At 27.2% G+C, this 25,755-nt stretch carries 12 protein-coding genes and 1 pseudogene; 7 read left to right on the plus strand and 6 right to left on the minus strand.

Annotation, left to right across the window (positions count from 1 at the left end; translation table 4 throughout):
- The first annotated feature begins 228 nt into the window (after positions 1–228).
- Together AXW82_RS02345 and AXW82_RS02350 are read left to right on the plus strand one after the other, a co-directional pair.
- Entirely contained in the window at positions 229–2,541 is a 2,313-nt protein-coding gene (locus AXW82_RS02345) for an IdeS/Mac family cysteine endopeptidase (RefSeq protein WP_004794285.1), read from the plus strand.
- A gap of 141 nt (positions 2,542–2,682) precedes the next feature.
- A pseudogene (locus AXW82_RS02350) lies at positions 2,683–3,386 on the plus strand (IS256 family transposase); the annotation flags it as partial.
- A 70-nt stretch (positions 3,387–3,456) separates the two neighbouring features.
- On the opposite strand, the gene AXW82_RS02355 reads toward AXW82_RS02350, so the two are convergent.
- Positions 3,457–10,440 (minus strand): hypothetical protein, encoded by a 6,984-nt coding sequence (locus tag AXW82_RS02355; protein ID WP_060913337.1) that lies wholly within the window; start codon positions 10,438–10,440, stop codon positions 3,457–3,459.
- A 311-nt stretch (positions 10,441–10,751) separates the two neighbouring features.
- Here AXW82_RS02355 and AXW82_RS02360 point away from each other — a divergent pair, with 311 nt between their 5' ends.
- Together AXW82_RS02360 and pip are read left to right on the plus strand one after the other, a co-directional pair.
- Positions 10,752–11,810, plus strand: a complete 1,059-nt coding sequence (locus AXW82_RS02360) for a M24 family metallopeptidase (RefSeq protein WP_004794295.1) — start codon at positions 10,752–10,754, stop codon at positions 11,808–11,810.
- Positions 11,767–12,753, plus strand: coding sequence for a prolyl aminopeptidase (gene pip / locus AXW82_RS02365; RefSeq protein ID WP_004794298.1), 987 nt, complete (start codon positions 11,767–11,769; stop codon positions 12,751–12,753). The genes AXW82_RS02360 and pip overlap by 44 nt, the downstream gene beginning before the upstream one ends.
- A 78-nt stretch (positions 12,754–12,831) precedes the next feature.
- Here the strand turns inward: pip and msrB are convergent, their stop codons facing one another.
- On the minus strand, positions 12,832–13,269 hold the full coding sequence (gene msrB / locus AXW82_RS02370) for a peptide-methionine (R)-S-oxide reductase MsrB (RefSeq protein WP_004794300.1): 438 nt from the start codon (positions 13,267–13,269) through the stop codon (positions 12,832–12,834).
- Positions 13,270–13,458: 189 nt separating this feature from the next.
- Here msrB and AXW82_RS02375 point away from each other — a divergent pair, with 189 nt between their 5' ends.
- Together AXW82_RS02375 and AXW82_RS02380 are read left to right on the plus strand one after the other, a co-directional pair.
- Positions 13,459–14,505: a Fic family protein gene (locus tag AXW82_RS02375; protein ID WP_004794302.1), complete on the plus strand. Its 1,047-nt coding sequence runs from the start codon at positions 13,459–13,461 to the stop codon at positions 14,503–14,505.
- 139 nt (positions 14,506–14,644) lie between these two features.
- On the plus strand, positions 14,645–16,651 hold the full coding sequence (locus AXW82_RS02380) for an MIP family Ig-specific serine endopeptidase (RefSeq protein WP_004794303.1): 2,007 nt from the start codon (positions 14,645–14,647) through the stop codon (positions 16,649–16,651).
- A gap of 429 nt (positions 16,652–17,080) precedes the next feature.
- Here the strand turns inward: AXW82_RS02380 and pgmB are convergent, their stop codons facing one another.
- From pgmB to AXW82_RS02400, 4 genes are read right to left on the minus strand one after another with little or no spacing between them, the layout of a single operon-like run.
- Positions 17,081–17,746, minus strand: coding sequence for a beta-phosphoglucomutase (pgmB, locus tag AXW82_RS02385; RefSeq protein WP_004794305.1), 666 nt, complete (start codon positions 17,744–17,746; stop codon positions 17,081–17,083).
- Entirely contained in the window at positions 17,739–20,114 is a 2,376-nt protein-coding gene (locus AXW82_RS02390; RefSeq protein ID WP_004794307.1) for a glycosyl hydrolase family 65 protein, read from the minus strand. The genes pgmB and AXW82_RS02390 overlap by 8 nt, the downstream gene beginning before the upstream one ends.
- Positions 20,115–20,125: 11 nt before the next feature.
- Positions 20,126–21,763: an alpha-amylase family glycosyl hydrolase gene (locus tag AXW82_RS02395; protein WP_004794309.1), complete on the minus strand. Its 1,638-nt coding sequence runs from the start codon at positions 21,761–21,763 to the stop codon at positions 20,126–20,128.
- A 1-nt stretch (position 21,764) separates the two neighbouring features.
- Positions 21,765–23,816, minus strand: coding sequence for an alpha-amylase family glycosyl hydrolase (locus AXW82_RS02400; protein WP_004794311.1), 2,052 nt, complete (start codon positions 23,814–23,816; stop codon positions 21,765–21,767).
- Positions 23,817–23,940: 124 nt separating this feature from the next.
- On the opposite strand from AXW82_RS02400, the gene AXW82_RS02405 reads away from it, so the two are divergent.
- Positions 23,941–25,299 (plus strand): aldehyde dehydrogenase family protein, encoded by a 1,359-nt coding sequence (locus AXW82_RS02405; RefSeq protein WP_223212166.1) that lies wholly within the window; start codon positions 23,941–23,943, stop codon positions 25,297–25,299.
- Positions 25,300–25,755: the final 456 nt, after the last annotated feature.

Below are 25,755 nucleotides of genomic sequence, written 5' to 3' on the forward strand. Positions count from 1 at the left end.
CTTCCTTATTTAATAAATAAATATATTATATATTTATTTCTAGAAAGTAGAAATATCGCAAAAACTAATGTTTTTGCGTAAAAAAACTTACTTTTATTCCGTAAAGCATAATTCTTTTAAGGCTTAAAAAAATACTTTTAACCCGTGTATATAATGTTAAATTATAAAAAAAGAATACGTTATTATAATTCGTTTTGTATAATTAAAATAAGTACTAAGGAATAAAAGATGAAAATTAGAAGGATATTAAAAACTGTTTTCAGCTTATTGCCAATAATTGCACCAATAAATTTTATTTCCACAATTACAGCTAATAATGAGAACAACTCTGACGTTTTAAAAAATAAATTAAATGAATTATTGAAAAATAATTTAGCAAAAGAATCAATAGGATCAAATTATAGTTTTAAATGAATAAACGGAATTGATTCGGTCAATTTTAATGGACTAAAGGTATATAAAACAGAATTGGAGGATAATTCAATTTCTGGATATTTATACCTTGAATCAAACGGCCAAGAAAAATGGTTCGATGCAAATAAAAATAAAAACGATATAGATCAATGACTATGTACTGCAGCTGTAGTATCAAATAGTTTGAATTGATTTGTTCAACAAAATAAATCAAATATTGAAAGTTTTTATAATGAAGATTTTAATAAAAATTCCGGAAAAAATATAACTAAATTATTCAAGTATAATTACGAAAATGGAGATAGTGGATTTTTTGAATATTTTCAAAATATCCTAGGAAAAAGAAGCTCTAATTATGACATATTAATTGATACAATGATTAACGGATATTCTTATCCGTATAATGAATATAAAGAAATTCCTGACAAAAAAGGTGGGTTCTTTAGGGATGTTTTCGAAAGAAACAGATTAACATCAAAAAGCGGATTTGGATTTCTAAGTGTTAAAGCATTGGATAATTATATTTCTAATGCAATTGATAGAAATAGCTCACTTGCATTGTCTTATAAAATAAATAATAATTTTGGACATATAGTTTCGTTATGAGGTGTCGATTACAAAAATGGAGTTTTAGACGCTGTTTACATTACTGATTCTGACGATAAATTAACACATGAAAAACCTACTTTAAAAAGATATCCAGTAAGGTTAATAAATGGTAAAATGCACATTTCCACCAATTACGGAAGTGACGGTCAGCAACTAAATGGAGCAGAAATTTACTGAGTTCATGAATTATCAAATGGTAAAAATTATTTTAATGATTATTTCAAAAATTTAGATAATAATAGAGAAAAATTCGTTCAAAAATATTCTCAAATGACAATGGAATTTAATAATAAAATTAATAATGATATTGAAAAATTCGAGAAAAAAGTCGATGAAATAAAGAATAATCCGTTTTTCTCTAGTTTAGAGCCTGAATTTGTTGAAAGACCTAATGATATTGAAAAATTTATAAAACTCATGAATGATCTAAAAGGGTATGCTTTTGAACCTTATGAATATAGTATATATACAAGTAAAATAAATGCAATTATACTAAAGTACGAAAATTTCTTTTCAACAAGTAAATCTCATTTAAATTGATTAAATGAATCATATAAAAACTTAATGACATTTTTAGAAAATATTTCTGTTTCTGAAGATGGTAACGATATACCAAAATCAAAAACATGAATACATAAAAAAGACAAAGAATTACTAGACAGTTTTAAAGAAAATGTATTTTTAAGTTTAAATGAATTGAAAACAATGAATTTTCAAACAAGCTTAAGTGGATACGAAAATAAAATAAGAAATTTTGAATTTGAGTTTGAAAATAATTTGAGAAGCAAAATATATTACGGATTCCAAGAAGATTTCAAAGAACAATACTTAAAAGAAGTTGATTCTATATGAAAGAATTTTTTATCCTACACTTTTATTTTTGATAAGTTTTTTGAAAACGAAGCAAACGATATTTATCAAACTTACTCAAAAAAGAAAAAAGATTTTGTTACAAAAGAAGAATATGAAAAATACATAGAACAGTATATATTAGAGCTCAAAAAAATGCTTTTATCATCCATTTATAGTGAAGCTCAAATTAAAATAAAAAGCTTAAAATATGAAAGTAATAAAACAGAATTTAATAATGAATATAATGATTTAATAAAATATATTAATGAAAACTTCGAAAATAATAAAGATGAAACTAAACATAAAGTGAAGGACTTTAGAAATAAATTTCAAATTCTTAAAAACAATGAAATAAATTTGGAAAACTTTAAAGATAATCAAATTAATATTTTAAGAAAGTATTTAAATTCAGTTTTCTATGAATATAAATCTGTAGATAGAAGAAATATCTTTTTAGCATTTAAAAATTGCGCCAATAAAATAGATTATCTTGAATCTAAAAGCGAAGTACAAAGAGAAATAGAAGAATTTAGTAAATACTTAAATAAAAAGAAACTATCAAAAATTAATCTAAGTATTTTTACAAAAATGTTTATCACTCTTTTATCCTTATTAACATCTTTATTAATATGTTTATTTGCAATTTATTTACGAAAATTAAAATAATTAAAGTTTTAATAGCCAAATAAAATTACTAAAAAGTAGACCACGAAAAATCATCCGGGGGTAGCGTAGATAATTTTGTGTAAATCTCCAAATAACAAATATTTATAATAAAATATTTAATATTAGGAGATTTTTTAATTTATGAAAAAAAGTGAAAATTCTTTAATGAGTTCTAAAGAACTTTATGAAAAATTTAAGCCAACTACAATAGAAGAAGTTTATGAAATAGTCAAAAATAATACTAAGAATCTTATTCAGCCGATTCTTTAAGAAAAAATGAAGAAACACCTAGGTTATGATAGATATGAACATGAAAATAAAATTAAGAATAATTATAGAAATGGTTCATATAAAAAATCAGTTAAATCTAGTTTTGGAAATGTTGAATTAGAAATCCCAAGATATAGAAATTCTGAGTTCGAACCTCATATTATTCCAAAATATCAGTATGATATTTCTAAAATAGAGAGCCAAATTATAAACTTATATTCAAAAGGTGTATCAACAAGAGATATATCTGATACCTTACATGAAATCTATGGAGTTGATGTTGATCCAAGTTTTGTTAGCAGAGTTACCGACAAAATAATACCACAAATAGTTGAGTGACAAAATAGACAGCTAGAAAGAACTTATGCAATGATATTTATTGACGGAATCAGATTTAAGGTTAAAGAAGAAAATAGGCTTGTAGAAAAGTCAGTTTATATTGTTATGGGTTATTCAATTGATGGTTATAAAAATGTTTTAGGGTTTGGATAGGTAAATCAGAAAGCGCAAAGTACTGAATGCAAGTGTTTAATGATATAAAATTAAGGAGTGTTCAGGAAATATATTTAATGTCTTATAAATACTCTTCTCCTTTTAAATATTTGAAAAAAATCATCCGGAAGTATCCGAATGATTTTTCATAGTCTAATTTGTTTCTTTTTTAATATAAAACCCAAAAACTGCTACTTTATTTTCGTTTTGATTAACAAAGTAATCTTCACTTAAATCATTAGATGTTACAACATCATCTTTTATATTTGTTCCATTATTATAAGCAGTTGTTAAATTTAATGAATTTAAATTATTTCTTTCGTTTTCATTTAAAGCATACTCTTTCGCACCTGCAACGAATACTGTAACATTATTGCTTCCCACTTGTCTATATAAAACAATACGTAAGATTATTGCTTTTGTTTCATCATCCGAAACCGCTGCGGTAAAAAATACATGTTTATGAGTTGCATTACTTTTTCTCGATGCAAAAAAGTCAGTTTTAAATGATCACTTATATCTCATTTCTCCATTCGCAAGTCTTGGGGAACCAATTAAAAGTCTTTTTTCTCTTGTTTTAAGAATTTCAAAAGCTTCATCCGAGTTAGGGTTCATATTTAAAAACTCTCTTGCATTAAATGAAACTCTTCAATTATTTTGGCCAGTGTCTGGGTTTGGATAATAAAATACATCACCATCATTGACAACTCCGGGTCTTCCTGAGACATTATATATACCCATTGTTGCGCTCTTTATAGAATTATTTGCAAAAAATGTTTGACCACCAGAAATATCTCCATTTATTCCAGTTAGAACTTTATACTCAATTTCGCCCTTTGATATAGTAACTTTATACTCTGTACCATATTGAAGATATTGAGTTAAGTCTTTTTCAAAATAATTTGAATTTTCTTTTGTTATTTCAAAAGTTTCAATTATAGGCTCAAAAGTTGGTTTTTCAGGTGTTGGGAAATAAATAGGGTATTCAACTTTTAATTGATAAGTTCCTATTGGCGCATTAATAAGTTTAATTTTTCTTGTTGTACTTTCTTCGCCTGAAACTGATTCTAATTCTGTAATTGGTTGAGTATCTTGAGGATTAGTAAAAGTATTGGTTGAATTACTATTAGCTATAAAACTCTTATCTTTAGTAACGAAACCAATTCCCGCAATTGCGGTACCATTAGAATTTAAATTCATGTATTTGTGAACTGAGTGTTTTGAAGCAAGTGTTATGAATTGGTCTCAAGTTATTGATTTAATATTTTGATTTGAATTTATGTCTAAATAATAAACAAAATCATCTAATTGACCAAGAACGGCACCGTCTCCGTTTTCGGCATCACTTAAAGTAATCCTTAACCCCTTCAATTGGTTACCATCTTTCCAAATTAATCTTTTTGCAAGAGGGAATTCAGTTAAATATTTTTCACTGTATGCATTAAATTCATCTTCAAACATAATAATGTCCTCACTATTTAATGAAATTCAATTTTTATTACTTACATCTGAACCATCAAATTTTATTTTTCCATTTTCTTTAAGTAATCTAAAAAATGTTTCTCTTAAATTTGGACCATATTCAATACCGGGTGTATAAATATTTTTGTCATTTTTTGCAAAATCACTATGCGGATAAATAGAAGCGTTGATTAAGAAATTACCGGTGAATGGTAATAATTTTCCGTTTTCAGAAATGTACTTATTATATGCGACATCATAATTCTCATCTAAATTACCATATTTTATCTTTTGTTTAGCGTTATTTAATTTGATAAATGAACCTGTTGTACTATTACCTTTAGAAACAGTAAATTTATTTGTGGCAATTTTTGCTGACTCTAAATTATATCTAAATATTTGTGGTACACTAAAGTCTCTAGGACTACGTTTTGCTGTAGATGCTTTAAATTTAAATCCTGATAAGTTTATATATCTACCAGGTATATCACCGTTACCTTGGTTTACTACACCACTTGTTGCTCCATAAACTAAATCATCTGTTAAATCACTTCAAGAATAATTTGATACAACTACACGTTTATCAACAACTTCTGGTTTCACTTTTGCTTCTATAATTTTTACTTGAATTGTATTACCTAGAAGTTGCAACATAAATTTAATACCCTTAACCTTGGCATTTTCACTTCCTACAGGTTGATTAGCTGTATCAACGAAAATGTATTCATAAACTAAATTACCATTTTCTTCTTTATAATATCTATGATTGCTTCCTTCTGAAATTAATTTATGTCATCCATATGCAGGACCTGCAGAGACTTGAGTACCAAAAATAGCAATTTCTATTAATGATTCTTTAACCTTATCTTTTCAATTTTTATGGTTTGCATAAATTTCTTGTAAAGTAGTTATAGTGTATCAACTATTTAAATCATAGTTTCCGAAAGTTCTGACATTTGTTGTAACTGTTTGATCACCGGCACTAGTGTATTTAGGACCTACTTCAAATTCTTTGGTATCTATAATTCTATCCACAGAATTATCTTCATTAAGTAAGTAAACATCATATTTATATTCTTTTTTAAATTCTAAATCTTCAATATCTCACAAGAATTCATCATTTTCATTTGTTAAAACTGTATTAATACTTTCCAATATCTTAGTAGAATTTTTTTCTTTGTATTCAATTCTTATTTTTCTTCCAACAAAATCTTCAAGATTAGTTAACTTAATTCTTCTATGTGGTTCATCAATTTTAATCATTCTAGCTTCAATTGTTGAAGTAGTTTTTGTTAAGAATTTTCCATTAGCTATTTTATCTTGAGAACCTGCAGGAGATAATGAAAATTCATACTCAGTTTCAGGAGATAAATTATTTACCTCAAAAATTACTTTTCCATCAACTATTGAATAATCAAATAAAATATCATAAATATTTGACTTATCAACTTTTTTAAAGTTTAATGAAAGTTGATTTGGGCCAGTAATATTATTAATATCTTCGAATATTATTCTTGAAGAATTTGTTGTAGATTCTACCTTAAATTTAGTATTTCAAGTAGTAAAGTTACCTGATAATAATGGTAAAGTTGTATTTAGTTCAACTACCGGCTCTTCAACTACTGATGAGGCTTGAATAATATTAGATTTAATTGTACCCTTAACTAATCTATAGTAATATTGAGTACCTGGTTTTAGATCTTGAAGTTTAATACTTAGAAGATTAACTTCATTTTCTGAAAGAGAAACAGAAAATTCTTTATATTCACCTTCAACAAAATTAGGATCTTCAGAATACTGCATTCTAATTACGTCAAGTACCATTTTATTTTCATCTGCACCTTGACCTTTCTTAGCTATACTATAAGACCCTTCTCTTAATTCGTAAGATGGATTTATTAATTTAATAATTGCAAAATCATTACCTATAACAGTTTCTTCACTTTGGGACTTATTGGTTTTGAATATATCATCATAGCCTAATAAAACATCATTATTTGCTATATTAACTAATTTATAATTATAAGTAGTATTTGGCACTAATCCTTCCAATAAAGTAAATACAAAGTTGCCTTCAAAAGATTGTAAATTAGTACTTTCATTAATTGTTATCTCATTTGAAGATAAATTATATGACTTGTCAGTACTGTAAATGATTTTATATGTTCCATTCGGAATTAAGTTCTGTGAACCTTTTAATTCTGAAAGTGTGTAACGCATAATTGTGTCACCAGATGTTGTTATTTTTAGTTTTGGATTGTTAGCTGTTTTTACATTTTCTCTTGTGAGAACTATATTATTGTCCTTGCCTAAAAATGCAAAATTATAAAAAGTATTTAATTCTAAGTTATCAAAAGAAATTTGCCCGGTTTGATCAGCATCATTCACTAATACATTACCAGCACTAATTCAATTAGAAGGGTTTGATGACGCTAGTGGATCATTGCTCTTTATGTAGAAAGCTTTTAAAATTTGAGGACTTTCATTTGTTGAAATATATTCTGATAAACTAGTTAATTTATATTCGACTTTCCCTACCACTTTTTTAGCATCTTTATCGCTTATTTTTGAAATATTTGTTGTTTCTGAATCATTAATCCTTGGTGATGAATGATTCACTAAGATTAAATCTGACCCTTGATTTGAAGCTATAATATAATGATTGCTACTGTTTTCGATAGTAAGGATGATTTGATATTTACTTTTATCAACAAATCATTGAGTTCAGTTTGAATCACTTGCACCTGTAAAATTTTTGATTCTTATAACATCACCTTGTTTCCCGAAATTGTCAGAAAGTCTTTTTGTTCATCTATATATACCAGACCAACCATTAGGATCATTAATTTCCTTAATAGAACCAGAGAAACTATCTGAAATTATTTCTTCATCAATTCTTTTGACTCTAAATACTACCGAAGCGTTATTGCCATATAAATCTTTTAATTCCTGTAAATTCTCTACTCTAAAACCAAAATCATGTGTATTTGAACCAATAATTTCTAATCTTTGAATATTAGGTTTGTTTATTACTGGTGTTGAAAAATCTCTTTCAGCAATTTTATTTCAATTATCGTCATCAACTTTAAAAACACCAATTTTATAATTAGTAGAACTAGGTAAGTTATCTCATCACTTAGCTCCTTCAGGACTATCAACAACACCAGATGCATTAACTGTTCCCACAGTCTTTCTTTCATCCGGTATTGATGAAGGATTTTTCATTTCTTCTTCAGATCCAATAACAATATTTACTTGTTGATTTGCTTCAGCAACAAAACCTTCTAATAATACATAAATACTAGTCATTTGTGTATAAAAGTTTGGTCTTACATGTTTAATTCTAATTGAGTTCTCTTGTTCCTCAGTTCTAAATACATCACTTAACACAAGGTTATTGTTCAAAATTTCATTGTCATAAAACTGACTTCTAGTAAACCCTGTTATTGAACTATTAAATTCGATATCATTTGAAAGAATCTCAAATTTAGCATTATATTCCACATTTGACCTTAAATTAGATAAAGGAATTTCTAATAAACCATTTGCAGAAACTGTGCCGGATACACTCAATTCTTCTTCTTCTCTTTCACCATCATTAGCTTTATACTTTAAAGTAACTGTCTTACCTGCTATAGACTCTAAATTACTTACAACTAGTTTCTTCTCGCTATTTTTAAATTCTATTACTGGTAATTTATAACTAATTTCGAACTTTTTAAGAACTTTTATTTCTTCGTTATTTTCATTAAATCCATTCAAGTATGAAACTTCAAAAATATATGGTGTTTCTGCAAAATCTTCAAACTTCTTGGTAAAGAATTTTTTATTTTTGATATCTTGAGATGAAACAACTATTCTTTCTGTTTCATATTCACTTTCACTATCTTTTGGATAGTATTTAATTAAAATTTCGGTTGGTGAATATTTTTCTGCTCCATCACCTGTTATATAACCAAATGTATTTTTAACTGAAACAACTACACCTTCAGTTAATCTGTTTTCAATAGCTATAACATCAGATTCATTTGTTTCATAAAAATTAGAGTTATCAGCTGATTTTGCAACATCAGTATCTGTACCAGTTTTAAATGTACCACTTGCAATAACTGACTCATCTTTATTAGAAATTAATGTTCAATTATAAGTTGTAGATTTTTCTAAATCACTAATTACTGATTGAACATAATTTGAGCTAGATAATGATTTTTTACTTAATGTTGCTGTTTTTAAATCTGCTTCACCATCTTTTACATATTTCAATGTAACACCTAAATCGCTACTTGTTGAATTACTGTTATCTTTGAATGAAAGTAAAACTTTTGTTGAAGCTGCAATAGATTTTGTGATATCAAAAACAAAATATTTGCTTGTTCTAAATTCAGCTTCTGTCAAAATCTTAGTTGAAGCGTTTTCTCCTTCACCTTGTTTATATATCAATTGTGCTTCATAATTTGTGTCTGAAGCTAAATCTTCAAAGTTTAACTTTCCTTCTGAAAATCCTGGTACTTCCTTAATTGGTTTTTCAATTCATTCATTTGAATTTTCTTTATCTCTATAACGAATAAATAAGTTATCTTGATTAATATTTGGACTTAATTTGCTAATTGAAATATCAAGCGAGTCATTTTTGTTTTGAACTTCAAAAGAAGGTGCCGCTTCTGTCTTGAATTCACCTTTTTTGCTTTCATCTTCAAAAGTTAAGTATTCTCCATCTTCATATTTAACTTGGAATTCATAGGTATTGTCAAGACCTAAATCACCTGAAATTAAAACCTCTGCTTTACCGCCTGTTACATTATCAATAGATTCTACTTCAGTGTGATCACCATTGAAACCACGAAGTCTATATTCAAGTTTTATTTTCTTTCCATCTTCTTTTAACCCATATAGAACAATTTTCACACCTTCTTTACTAATGTGTGAAGTATATGCAATATTTTTAGGTACAGGTGTTTCAATTACAATTGGTGTTGATAAATTTGTTTTTTCTTTATCACCATTAAATTGAACAACTGCTTCATATGTTGAGCCTGGTTCCAATCCTAAATTTTCTTCTTGTAAATTAATGATTGCTGAACCATTAGAAACTTTTAAGTCACTCGCTTTAATAACGATTGGCGCAGAACTAGGATTAGTTTTATTTGTAATAACAATTTGAACTTTTTCTAATTCGTCTTTGAAATCATTTATGTTACTAATAACAAATGATGCATTTGTTGCGGAAGGTGTACCTGCTGAAATTGCTGGTCTCTTCTTTGTTGTGAAAACATCTTTTAATACAATTTTTCCTTTGAATAAAATTGAAAGATTGTATTTTCTATCACTTTCTAATGAATCGAATTTAATATTAGTTGAATCACCATCAATTGTAATCGCTTTTTCATTTCTAATAGTAAAATCTCTTTTATTAGTTAAAACAGCAATAAATTCTTTGCCTTTATTTTGAGCAGCGTTTAAATTTGAAACTTCGAAACTTAACTCGTCAAATTTAGAATCTGTCAATTTAACCACTGGTTCAAATTTAGGTTCGTTACCAGTTTTAGGTTCGTCATTTTTTTTCTTTGAATTAACTTGAGATAAAATAACACCGGTAGCTACAATAGATCCAGCCAATAATGCTAAACCACTAGCTAATATTACTTTACCCTTTCTATTACGTTTTTTCTCTGACATAAATTTCTCCTTATATTTGTCTATATATAAATTATTAATTTATATAGGTCAATTATATCATTTTAGACAATATTTTTTACACTTTTAAAAATGAATACCAAAATAATAGAAAAAATGGTCATTAAAGAAAATAACTAAAATATAATAATGTGATAAATAAATTCAAAAATAAGTAAAAAATACGCTTTTTGTAATTTTAAACTCAAAAAGTGTAGTTTTTCAAAATATGAAAATTTATGAAAAATATAGTATTTACTTACTTAAAATCAAAAAACATTTAAGTATAATTATTAATGCAAAAGGAGAATTTTATGGATAGAAGAAAATTAGATCAAATGTTTAATAACACTGGTGCTGAAGTACTAATTTCTGAAGCCCCACAAACAAGATTATGATATGCAGGTATACAAACAACTGATGGTTTTATAGCTATTGAGAAAGACAAAGCTACATTATTTGTTGATGGTAGATATATTGAATACGCAAAAAACAATGCAAAAAATGTTGACATTGTCCTAATACAAGGAAATAGTATGTCTGAATGATTTAAGAAAAGAAATTTTTCTAAAATTGCATTAGAAAAAGATTATTTAATAAAAGAAGTTCAAGACAGAATTATCAAACTTGTAGAACCTAAAGAAATTTTTTGAATAAGCGCTCAAGAATTGCGTATTATTAAATCAAAAGAAGAGCTTAAAATAATGCAAAAGGTTGTTGATATTTCTATGGCAGCCCTTGAAGAGTTTAAAAAGTGAGTTAAACCTGGTATTTCAGAAAAAGATGCAGCTGCTATGTTAAACTTTTTGTTAAAAAAACACGGTGGGGACAAAGAAGGTTTTGATGAAATCATAGCTACAGCTTCTTCATCAGCTGAACCTCATCACCACCCAACTGATAAATTATTAGAAAATAATCAATTGTTAAAAGTTGATTTTGGTGCAAGATATAAAGGTTACACAGCAGATATAACAAGAACATTCATTCTTGGCAATGAAGCAAAAGCTAATCCAGAAGCCAAAAAAATTCTTGAAATAGTTAAAGAAGCAGCTGCTGAAGGAAGAAAAGCAGTAAAACCTGGAATAAAAGCAAGTGAAATTGATAAAATTTGTCGTGATTACATAGCTGAAAAAGGGTATGCACAATACTTTACACACTCAACAGGTCATGGGCTTGGAATAGATGTTCATGAAATGCCTTCAGTTTCTTCAAGATCTGAAATTATTCTTGAACCTGGAATGATCATTACTGTTGAACCTGGAATTTACATTGAAGGTCTTGGTGGTGCAAGAATTGAAGATGATGTTTTAGTAACTGAAAATAGTTATTATGTATTTTCAAGACCAAATGAAACAAATGAAAAACCATTCTAATTTTGAAAATTATATATCTCAAGAGTTTATAAAAGTTTCTAAATTACATTCTGTTTACTATGAAATACATGGTAACCCAAATGGAGATCCTGTTTTTATCATACACGGAGGTCCAGGCGGAGGAAGTTCATATGTTCTTAAAAAACTCTTTAATTTAGATATATTTAAATTAATTTTTATAGATCAAAGAGGTTGCGGTAAAAGCCAACCTTTTTTACAATTAAAAGAAAATACAACACAAGATTTAGTTGAAGATATTGAAAAAATCAGAAAACATTTAAGCATAGACAAAATTACATTATTTGGCGGAAGTTGAGGCACCACTCTATCACTTGCATATAGCATTAAATATCCTAAAAACGTTAAAAGAATACTGCTTAGAGCAGTATTTTTAGGAAGGCAAGAAGATATAGATTTTTTATATGAAGAAAATGGGGCAAGCAACTATTATCCTGATGTTTTTGATGAATACAAAAACTTTGTAAAGAATTTACCTGGAAAAAATATTCTACACAAATACTACAATATCTTTAAAGGTGAAAGAAACAATTTTCAAGAAGAAGCTGCTAAGATATTTTCTAATTGAGAAAGCTCTTTAGTCTCAATAAAAAAATTTAAACCTAAAAAAAGATTATCAAAAGAAGAAATTAATTCTAACTTAGCTATTTCTTTATTTGAAACCCATTATTTTGTAAATAATTGTTTTTTTCAAAGCGATAATTATTTGTTAGAAAATGCAAAAGTTATTTCAAACATACCAACTTTTATTGTACATGGTCGACAAGATATTGACTGTAGACCTATCGGGGCTTACTTGTTACATAAGTCACTCATAAACTCAAAACTATTTTTAGTTGATGGAGCAAGTCATACATCTCTTGAAAAAAATATGTGGAAAACATTAAAAAAAGTCATTAATGAATGAGAAAATAGTGACAAATAAATTTTATATTATTTAAATAAAGCAAAAACAAGCATACTTTCTATGCTTGTTTTTGCTAATTAAAACTAAAATATTTAACTATTCTTCATCAAATAATTTGATTAAATCTTGATAACCTTCTTCAGCCATTTTTTCAAAAGGAATAAATCTTAGCGATCCAGAATTAATACAGTATCTTAAACCACCTTTATCTCTAGGACCATCATTAAATACATGTCCTAGATGAGAATCAGCATTAGAACTTTTGACTTCTACTCTTTTCATATTATGAGAGTAATCCATGAATTCGCTTATTACTTTATCATTAATAGGTCTACTAAAAGCTGGTCATCCACAACCAGAATTATATTTATCAGTTGATTTAAAAAGAGGTGTGCCATCAACAATATCAACATAAATACCTTTTTCAAAGTGATTATCAAATTCATTTGTAAATGGTCTTTCTGTAAACCCTTCTTGAGTTATTTTGTATTGTAATTCTGTTAATTCTTTTAATCTTTTATTTTTATCAAACATAACAATACCTCCTTTTTTTAAATTATAAAGTAAAAATAATAAAAATCATTTTTTTAATTAAATTTACTTTAAAAAATAATGTTTTTTTATAAATTTTAAAAAAATGTAATTGATTAGTTATCTCATAAAGACTTTTAAAATCGCCTAATAAATGGTATAATTAGGCGAAAAAATTTGGAGGTAGGAGAAATGAGAATTTTTAATTATGAAAAACTTAAAAAAATTAAGTGAGACACAGAAATCATAAATCTTTTAACTAAAATACATGAACATAAAGGAAAACAAAATCTTTTTTCAAAACAAAAAACTGTTATATTAAAAAGATTAATAGAAATAGCAAAAATACAAAGCATAGAGGATTCTAATAAAATAGAAGGTATTGTAACTACTTCAGCAAGGATAAAAGATTTAATATCTCAGAAAACAACTCCGAAAAATAGGGATGAAAAAGAAATTCTTGGGTATAAAGATGTATTAGATATCATTAATGAAAGTTTTGAATATATTCCAATTAATAGTAATCACATATTACAATTACATAAATACTTATACAAGTATAGCGAAAAAGCTATAGGAGGAAAGTATAAAAATACACAAAACTCTATAATTGAAAAGCATGAAAATGGTATAAATATCGAAATTTTTAAACCATCAGACCCTTATGAAACACCTAATGCAATCGAAAGTATTTGCGAAGAATTAAATAAAGTGCTTGATAGATCAGAAATCGATCCTTTAATATTAATACCAGTTTTTATCCATGATTTTCTTTCAATTCATCCATTTAATGATGGTAATGGAAGAATGAGTAGATTACTAACTACTTTACTACTGTACAAACAAGGATATATGGTTGGTAAATACATAAGTTTAGAAAGCCAAATAGAAAAAAGTAAAGAAAAATACTACCTTTCGTTAAGACAAAGTAGTTCTGGATGACATGATAATAACGAAGATGTATTACCATTTGTTAAATATACTCTTAGAGTAATATTGGCCGCATATATTAGTTTTGAAGAAAGAATGAAATATGTAGATGAAAAAGCGCCTAAAAAGGAGCTTGTAAAAAACATTATTAATAGCAAAATAGGTAAATTTACTAAAACCGAGATAATGAATTTACTCCCAAACGTAGGAAAAGCAACAATAGAAAATACACTTAAGAAACTATTAGAACAAAATTACATTGAACGGTTTGGAAAAGGCCGTGCTACATTTTATGTTAAGAAAAATTAATTTAGTATATTTTTAATTTAAAAAAATTTACTCAGGTAATTTCTAAAAAAATAATTAATAAAATTACCTAGAAAGGTTAATAAATTCTTAAGCTTAATATATAAAATGTTTTTTAAAAAGAAAAGAATATAATTATTATATGAAAAGATTAAAAAGATTTTTATTACTAACCTCTATTTCTTCTTTATATTCATTAGGAATAGCTTGCAATACACAAAATAGTCATAATGAAGAAAAAAATAATAACCAAAGATTTAATGTTACAAATATTGAAAAAGAAATTAGTGAAACAAACGCAAAAATAATTGTACATTTAGAAGATAGTGTTAACGTGCTGAGCGCTTTTTTATCAGTTGAAGGGGTTAATAATAAAATTAAATCAAATAAAATTATAGGAAAAGAAATTCATTTCTTTATAGATAATTTAAATCCTGAAACTGAATATTTAATTAAAGAAATTGAACTAAATTCAGAAAAAATTAATTTATCAGATAAATTTATTACTAACAAAAAGAAACTACCTAATTTTAATTCTGAGGATAAACCTAATGAAGGTTCAAATTCAAAACCAAAACCAATTACCGAGCCTGTACCATCTGAACCAATTGTAGTAGGGCCAGGCGAAAATCCTTTTCCAGATGATGATTTTGCTTATGAACCTCCTAAATTTGACAGGGAAAACGATAATTCATACCCTAGCTATGCAGACAAATTTAAAAAAGTTGATGAACAAGTTCTTTATCAAGAATTATATGATAGAACTTTTTCAGTAAAAGTTGGTGTTCATATGACTCCAAACGAAAGTAATAAACATTTTATATCTAATGACACTGGAACGACTTGAATATTAGACTACCACAGGTATAATGAGAATAAATACAAATTATTCTTCGCTTCAAATCTTCATGTTTTGAATAAATTTTCAAATTCTTTATCACCAGAGTTAAATGAAAAATTAAATTACCAAGATTCTAGGGGATATAAAGTAGATTCAATAACTATAGGTAAAACAAAAAATAGATTTACTTCCTTCCCTACAGTTCCAAATAATCACCCTTATTCTATGCAAGAAAAATATGAATCAATATTCTATACTTCTGGAAGAGAATTTACCGAAATTAGTAGTACTGATACTTCTGCTCAAAGAACAAAACTAAGTCAAGGATTTATAAGTAAACCTAAACTTGTTTTTGCTGCTTATGATTTTATTGATAAAAGTTATTTACAAGATACTCAAGATGATCTTAAATCTAAAATAAAAGACAGAATTAAATATTTAGAAGGAAATGATCCAGAAAGTGAAGAACTAAACATTTTAAAATTATACAAAAACGATTTTATATCACCTTATAATGATTTTGGTGTTTTTGAAATCGATGTTGATTTAACGAAAATGGATGAAACTTTAAGAAATTGAATAGAAAATGCCATTACAGCACTTGACAGTTACTTACTAAGATTGAAACAAACAAATAGTTTACCAAATCAAGATAAAAATATTTCAACATTTATGCAAACAACAGATTATTTAACCGCTTCTAGATTGCCTGAAAACCAAAATAACCTAACTAATGCTAAAGATGTTTATATTTTAGGATATCCAGGCGGAAATCATGGAAAAACATATTTAGTAAAAAATAATCCAAAAGAAAGAAATTCTGAACTTAGCAACGATTATAGAACCGGATTTCAAAGTAATGCAAAGTCTTTTGCATATCCAACAAATGGTTACGAATCTAATTTTGCAACAAATAATTCACAACCCTATACAAAGGTTTTTGGCAAGGTCTTATCTGATTATTATGGATATAACATGGAGGCCAAGTTTTCTTCACTAACTTATGGTTCTTCTGGATCTCTTGTTTATAATGAGTTTGGACAAATGATAGGGATTTATAACTCAGTTAGCGCAGATGTGAGAGATGATGATTTAATGAGAGTTGCTAGATTTGGAAGCTTCTTGTTATCTAAGGATTATGTCTTAGGAAACAAAGTAATGAAAGCATTTAATTTGATTGATGGTACAAATAAAAATTTATACCCAGCACAAACCCATTCTTATAGAGATAACTTAAAAATTATTTATCCGGATGGATTCGAAGGAAATAATTTTAAAACAGCTCTATTCCCTGAGGGCTTTAAATAAAAAAATAAACAAAAATCATAAAAATGTATATAATAAAGTTGTGATTAGAACATACCGTTCTCCTGAGCCGGGCACATTAAAATAATTGGTCATATTTATTAACCAACTACCGGGTATGCGGTTTATCGGTTGGTTTTTTTATTGCTTTTTGCAATGTTTTATGACTGATTTACGAAATTAGTTAAAATATTATTTTTAAAAAATATCAATACATTTAACATATTCATCAAATATAGATTTATTCTTTTTATTTATTAAAATCGAAATTGATTTATATGTTTCTAATGAATACCTTGTCCTCTAATAAGAGAATAACAAAATCCCCAACCGAACACACGTTTTTACGTGTTCAGGTGGGGATTTTTTAATTAAGTTGTTGTATTTAATTTTGCAATTAAACGATGATTTTTCCGGCTTAATCTCCGTATTTTAATTAAATTTTTTCATAATTTCAGAAAAGTTTAATTCTGCTGTGCTTGTTAATACAAGATCTGCATTACTGAAATCTTCAGAAGAATTGTGTGTTATAGCAATAGCGGGCATATTAGCGTCTTTAATACCTTTAACACCTGCAGGAGCGTCTTCAAAACCAACACATTCTGTTGTTTTTAAACCAATTCCTTCTGCAGCTTGAATAAATATATCTGGAGCAGGTTTCCCTTTTTTAACATCCCCAGGATAAACTATAAAATCAAATAATTCAATAATCCCTAATTTCTTAAGAATTGTTGGACCGTTATAGCTACTTGAAGCAATAGAAAGTTTTATACCGTTTCTTTTAGCTTCATTAAGTAATTCTAAAACACCTGGCAAAATTGAAGATTCATTAATTTCTGTTTCTAAAAGTTTTTTATAAACTTCATTTTTCTCATCAGCAATTTTAATTAATTCTTCTTCTGATAGTCTTAAATCAGGTTTTTTTAATTTTATTATTTCTTTAAGAGTTTCTAGTCTTGGAATTCCTCTTAATTTTTCATTATCCTCTTCAATATAATTTATACCTAATTCTTTAACTTTTTCTTGCCATGATTTAAAGTGTAATACAGCAGTATCTGTAATTACACCATCAAGATCGAATACAAAACCCTTAACCATTAATTACCTCGAATTCGTGAACTTGATTATCTTTGAATTCTACTTTTCTGCCGTGAATTCATAATGATCCTTTGAATTCTTCTGAAAGCATTTGAATACTAAATTTATTTTTATTAATTACTGCTTCAAAGTTAGCATTTTGGTATTTAAATCTATATGTTAATTTATTTCATCCTTTAGGTAAAATAGGGTCTACATGTAATTTATTATTGTGTCAATCTAATCCACCAAAACCAAATACAATCATTTGGTAAATAGCGGCTAATGAACCAGCATGGATTCCTGCATCTGAGGTATGCATTGCTGGACCTAAGTCAATGTTAATTCCGTATTTGAAAATATCATATGCCTTATCAATCATTTTTAATCTAGCAGCTTCAATTGCGTATGTAGCTGGAGATAAAGAAGAATCATGAGTTGTTAATGGTTCATAGTAATTAAAGTTTGCTAATCTAACTTCTTTTGAATATAGGTGTGGAAGAATATTTAATAATAATACTACGTCAGCTTGTTTAACTAATTGTGAACCAAGTCTAATGTGTCCTTCTTTTGTGTTGAATAGTTTTTTACCAGCATCACCAAGCATTTGGAATGGTAAAACATCAACTTTTGGTAATGCTAAGAATTGATCATTTTCAGCAATAACAAGGTCTTTATTTGGTTCTTGTTGCTTAAGGTTTTTTGAAACTAATTTAAGTTTTGAATAGTTAATTTTGTAAGGTATTTTGTTTTCTATGTTGCTTCAAATAAGAGGTTTTTTCTCTTTTAAATAATCAATATATTTAATAGCTAAATCAATATTATGTTTAGCAAACATGTTAATATATGCGTTGTTGTCAATGTTCCCTTTATATTCGTTTGGTCCCATAACATCTTTAATTTCATATGAACCATCTGCTTGCAGCTCTGCTCTATTTGAATAATAAATAGCAGTATCAATAATCATTTCATAACCCATTCTTTCCATAAATTTGTAATCTCTTGTAATTTGGAAATATTGGTTTACTGCATAAGCGACGTCAGCTGATACGTGAATTTCTTGACGTCTTGAAGCAATAGGAACTTGTTGCCCAGTTACAACATCTGCTTGCCCTCAGTATGCACACACTTCACCTTCTGTTGGTCAAGCCATTTCTCATGGGAATTGTGCACCTTGTAAGTTACTTTCTTCATCTCTTTCTTTAACTTCTCTAGCCTTTGCTCTAGCGCCTTCAATACCTTTGTATCTGTATGTTAAAAGATTTCTAACAATTTTTGGTTCATTAAATAAGTAAATTGGGTTAATAAAGAATTCAGTATCTCAATATGTATGTCCTTGGTAACCTTCTCCTGAAAGACCCTTTGCACCAACGTTCATATTTGTTGAATGTCTTGGAACAAATCCATTTAAGTGGAAAATACCAAAATCAAGCGCTAAAGAATCGTATTTAGAAGCTTCATCACCTTCAATTTGTACATAAAATTGGTTTCACACACTTGAATGCATTTTTTCAACTGAAGCTTTTTTAAGATCTTCATAATTAACAGTTAATAAATAGTCATGTTTTTGTTTTGCTATTTCTTTTATTTCTTCAGGTTTTAATAATCTTTTTTCGTCAACTGAAGTATGAACAGACATTACTTTTTCTAAAGTTAAAACATCACCTGTTTTAAGTTGTTCTTTAACTTTAAATCCAATGTAACGACGCTTCATTTCAACAACATAATCATCAGTTCCGCCCTTAATCAATTTATCATTAACAAAAACTTTTGTTACCATGTTGTGCACTACAAAACGTTTTGAAATTGTTGTTGTTTGATCCATTTGCACTGATTCAGTTGTAGGTCTAGATTTTTTACCTTCACCAAAGTGTTGTGTACCACTATTTGTAACTTGACCATTAATTCCTGGTCTTAATAAAACAGCAACACCATTTGCGTTTTTAACTTCTAAAGCTTTAATTTGAATTCTTTGTCCATATACATTTGCATCATCTCTTGATACAAAACGCTCAAAAGTTAGCTCAAATCTTCCAGATTCTCTTTCAATTTCAACTGTTCTTTTTAAAACACCTTCTCTAATGAATAATGTTTTATTGTATTTATCTTTTTTAGATACTTCAAACTCTACACCGTCAAAATAAATTGGTGTAGTCATTAAATCAGCTAAGTTAGCTAACTCGGAAACATCTTCTCTTGTGTCCTTGTTAAAGATACCATTAACAAAGAAATCTTCTTTGTTGTAAGAAGTTCTTTCTTCGTCGGCACTTCTAATTCCTAAATAACCGTTACCTAATGCAAAAATACTTTCTGTTTTTGCTGTAACGCTTTTATCAAATTTAACTTGAGAAACAGTTTTTTTCTCAACATCATATTTTAAAAAGTCCATGATTCTCCTTTTTATAATTTAATTAATATAGACTCGAAAGGTCTTAATTTGTTTTTTGGTTGTTTATTATCTCTATATGTTGAAAGTAATTGTGATCCGCTTTTTGCTTCTAATGATAATTCATTTTTAGTTGGATTAATATATGCAACTAAATGTTCGTTCTTAAATTTTCTTTCAATCACAATTACACCATTTTTATCCACGTAAATTTTTGACTTACCTTCAACTAATACGTTTCTTAATTTTGTTTTTCTTAAGCTAATTAGTTCTTTGTAGAAGTAAAAGATACTTTGTTTATCTTTTAAAGCAGAAAAAACATTAATTTCTTCTTTATTTCTTCCGTTTTTAATTCATGGAGTTCTATTTTTGTTAAATCCTGCATTTTTCCCTTTTGTTCATTGCATTAAACCACGACCAGCATCTCTAGAATTTATATTTAAGTATTTAACAAATTCATCTTCGCTGTATACAGGGTTATCATCCACCAACCCTTTGAAACCATTTTTGATATCAACATCACGGAATTCTGAGCGATCATTAAATTTAACGTTAAGCATACCAATTTCTTCACCGTAATAAATACATGGAATACCTTTTAATGTTAATAACATAAGAGCATGTGTTTTTGCGGATTCTTCTCTGTATAACCCCTCATCTCCTCATCTTGAAATACTTCTTGATGTGTCGTGATTTGATAGGAAGTTTGTAAACATATAAGGTTTAATTTTCTCATTTTCTTGGAATGGAGCTTGTTGATAAGCAAATTGCTTATAATCTCAATTTGCGTCAAAACCATTTCTTCCTGTTTCGTTGCTTCAACCAATTCATCATCATGAGAAGTTAAAGTAATTTTGTGATACTTTATTTTCACCTGAACCATATTTTAATAATTCTTCAGCAGTAATACCACTTGCTTCTCCCAATGTATAAGCATCTGGTTTGTCTTTAAACGCCAATGAGTTAAATTCTTTAAGGAATTCAACAGCACCTTTATTTCAGGCGAAATATGGATTTTTATCAACTTCATCAAAAGTTTTAGCAACGTGTTTAATTGCATCCAATCTAAAACCACGTACACCTAAGTCATATCAAAAATTAATAACATCGACCATAGCAGCTATTGTATCTGGATGTTCTCAATTTAAATCAACTTGTTCTTTTGAAAATAAGTGGAAGTAGTATCTATTAACACTTGGTACATATTCTCATGCTGATCCACCAAAAATACTTTGAGCCTTTTGTTCCTCTGCACTTAATTGGTCTCTTCAAATAAAGTAATTATGTTCTTTGTTTTCTCTAGATTCAATTGCTTTTTTAAATCAATCATGTTCATTTGAAACGTGATTTAGGACAATATCCATAATGATATCAATACCTAGTTTTTTAGCCTTAGAAGCCATTTCTTTAAAATCTTCTAATGTACCAAACTGTTCTCAAACAGATTTGTAATCTAAAACATCATATCCAGCATCAACAAAGTTTGTTGAATATGTAGGACATAATCAAATTCCATTAATTCCTAGTTTTTTAAGATATCCTAATTTTTTTGTTATACCCTTTAAATCACCATCTCCATCATTATTTGAATCGTAAAATGAACGAGGGAAAATTTGATAAAAGATTTTATCTTCTAATTTAACTGTTTTCATATTATTTTTCTCTTTCTATAATTTGTGTTGAATGTGCTTGCAAAATATTTTTTAATGATTTAATTTTTGAATCAAACAATAAGTTACCCATAAATTTTGAAGAATCAAAATCCTTGTCTCCAAAGTTGTGTAATGCTAACATTTCTTTAGTATTATCATTGTTTTGAATTGAATAAATTAAAATACCGTTCTTAATGTCATGATATTCAAATTTTATTCTTTTAAAAACTTTTTCATTTGAATCTAACCTTAAGTAGTCTGTTGTTTGTCTAAATTTATTTAATTGACCAAAAAATTTGAAAACATATTCTTTAACTTCTTTTTTATCTAAGTGGCTTCATTTAATACCATTTGTATAATCTGTTGTTTTATATGAATTTGGAGAAAAGGCATTGTTATCTGGTTTTTCATTAAAGTCATCATAAGCACTGACTTGACATTTAAATCCTTCTTCACCACTCATATCACAAGGTTTTGATTGTAATAATTCTGTACCAGCTAAAACTAATTGTCTACCTTGAGTCAAAATTGTCATCATTAAACCTTGACGATACATTTCTATTCTTTCAATAAATGATTTGTTTTCAGCAAAAATATTAATTTTGTCTCACAACGTCATTCCATCATGACAAGCTGCATAACTCAAGTTTACTGCAACATCATTATTAAATAGGTCATATTTTGAATTTGCGTGTGGAACATCTTTAAAGTCATAATTCCTTAATCCAGCAACAACTGAAGAAACATATTTTTTAAAGTGTTCTTCTGAATATTCGTGAATTAAACCTTTATGATATCCTTCGTGCTCTGATCCTTTTATAGCATCTCTTAATGTGTCATTAAAATAACCAAATTTAACATCATTCCCAGTAGCACCTTTTATATATGAATCTTCAAATTTTAAATCACTAAATGGTCAAGCTTCACCATGTAAGATAATATTTGGATTAATATTCCTTAGTTCATTTGAAATTTCATCAATGGTTTCTTTATGATGGAAGCATGAAAGGTCAAATCTAAATCCATCAACATTAAATTCATTGACAAAATGCTTAAGAGAATCAACCATGATTTTTTTAGTCATTTCTCTTTCATCTGCTAATGGTGCATAACTTACTGGTCTAACTTCTGCATTATCTCTATAATAGTATCCTGGAAGAATATTATCATATGATGAGTTTGTCATCATATGATTATAAACAACGTCAACTATTATTCCAATGCCATGTTTGTGAGCTTCATCAACAAATTCTTTAAAGTCTTTTATTCTTGAATATGGATCACTAGGTTTTGAAGAATATAGTCCATTTATAGTGAAATAATTATGCGGATCATAACCTCAATTGTAATTTGTGGTTCAACCTTGTCCTTCGCCTTTTTTGAAAATCTTTTTATTTTTATCATTAACTGTATAAGCTGAATGAATAGGTAATAATTGTAAGTGTGTTATATTTAAGTCTTTCAAGTATTTAAATATTCCAGCATCAATTAGATTCTTAAATGAAGCTTTTCTTTTGTGAAATGATGTATTTTTCAATAAACTTGTAAAATCTCTTACATGCATTTCGTAAATATTTGCATCTACCGAGTTATTTCACTTTGCTTTAAGGTCTCTTGGTTTTTTACCTGCTCTTGAAGAATTTAAATCAACAAAAGCACCCTTCCCAACTCTATCTTCATGTCCTCCTCAATTAAATGGAGCCATTGATTTAGCATAAGGATCTAATGCAACTGTTTTTTCACCATTTTCATGCGTTATTAAAAACTGATAAAAAGCATTTCTGTAGTCCATTGCTTTAATTTCTATTTTTCATAAAAAAGTCTTGTTTCCTTTTGAATTTGTAACTTCTTCCTTTTGCATTTCTAATTTTGCAAACGGATCAGTGTCGTTATGTTTTTTAAATAAAATTAATTCAACTTTTTTTGCTAAAGGTTGCCATAATTTAACTTGAATATTTTTACCCAAAAATGATGCTCCTAAATCACCTTTTTTATAGGCAAATTTTGCATCAAATTCTTTGAAAAAATTTGTATCTTTTTTAACTAAATTCATAATGCATAAATTATAAAATATTGACTTTTTATATTTACAAAAAATAACAATAACTTGATAGGTCAATACCGTTGATTCAGTTTTTTTTATTTCTAGAATATAGATAATTATGTATTATTTAATTATGTTAAATTCTAGAAATTTTCAAGTATTTCAAAAACAAAAAAATGATTATCTACAAAATGGTGAAATTCCAATTAATAAAAGAATCGAAATTTTAAAGAAACTTAAAGAAATTTTATTAGAAAATCAAGGCAAAATAGAAAAAGCTTTATGAGATGATTTAAGGAGAACTGAGAATCAATCATTTTATTCCGAGTTATCTCTAGTTTTTCTTTCATTAAAAAACACTTTAAAAAATATCAAAAAGTGAACAAAAAAACAAAAAATTAAAACACCTTGGTTTTTAAAACCATCTAAAAGCTTTGTTAATTATGAAGCACATGGCGTTGTGGGAATTTATAGTCCTTGAAATTTTCCATTTATTCTTGCTTTAGATCCTTTGATTGCTTCAATTGCAGCAGGAAATAGAACTATGTTAAAATTATCTGAATTTTCTATTAATTCATCTAAATTAATATTCGAGTTGATAAATCAAAATTTTGATAAGAAATTAATTTACTGCTCTTCAAATGAGCAAAATGAGTTTGAAGTCTTTAACAAATTAAAATTTGATTTCATATTTTTCACTGGATCAACTAATGTAGGTAAAATAATAGCAAAAAGAGCAGCAGAAGATTTGATTCCGGTGGTTCTGGAATTAGGAGGAAAATCTCCTACTATTATTTTTGAGGATGCAAATCTAAAAAACGCAGCTAAAACTATTGCTTTTGGTAAATTTATTAATTCTGGTCAAATTTGCGTTACTCATGACTTCTTAGTTGTGCATGAAAATATTGTTGACAAATTTAAGCAATATTTAATTAGTGAATTTAAGTATTTGAAAAATATTTCTGGAAATGGAAAAATAATTTCTAGTAAACATTTTCAAAGATTGATTGATTTACTTCCTGAAAATCTAAGCAAAACTATAAGTAAAAACCTAGAAATTAATCAAATTGATCCGATCGTTTTTGAATCATCAATTGATGATAAAGTTATGAAAGAAGAAATATTTGGCCCTTTTTTACCTTTGATAAAATTCAAAAACACGCAAGATTTAAAAGATATTTTATCTAAATATCCTAACCCTTTAGCTTTATATATATTCACTAAAAGTTCTAAAAATCTAGAAATTCAAAAATCTTTTAAAGCAGGAACAGTTATTGTAAATGATACTATTTCTTTTTTATCAAATTATAATTTACCTTTTGGAGGCATTCAAAATTCAGGGTTAGGTAAATACCATGGTTATGAAGGTTTTAAGGCATTTAGTAACGCAAAAAGCTTTTATAAAACACCACACTTTATGAAACCAAATCCTTTGGTATATTCAAAAGAAACAAAAGTAAAAAAGAAAATTCTGGAGTGAATTTTCAAGTAATAAAAAACACAATATAATAAAGCAAGAAAAATCATCCGGACAATTCCGGATGATTTTTCTACTTTAAACTTTATATTTAAGTTTTTTATTAATAATAACTTTAAATAAAGTTCTTGTCTTAAGTACTAATTCTTAATAAATAGATAACATCTTTCTTTTATCTATTAAATTATGAAAGGACGAAAGTTATTAACAAATATTTTTTCTCTATGCATGTATAAATCAGTTCATATAGCGAGTGTAACACTTTTTCTCAAAAATTTTCAAAAGTATATTATCTCTCTGCTTTATTTAGTATTTATTTAACCTTAGTAGTAACCAAAATCTCTATTTTTAAAATAGCAAACACGGTAAAGTAATCTAGCCTTACAAAAAATTAATTAAAACTAATTCACCAAATTATATTTTTAAACAATACACTCAAACCATTTGATTGCTAGAGAAAAAAAGTTTCAA

This window comes from Mycoplasmopsis canis PG 14, from assembly GCF_001553195.1.
Taxonomy (GTDB): domain Bacteria; phylum Bacillota_I; class Bacilli_A; order Mycoplasmatales; family Metamycoplasmataceae; genus Mycoplasmopsis; species Mycoplasmopsis canis.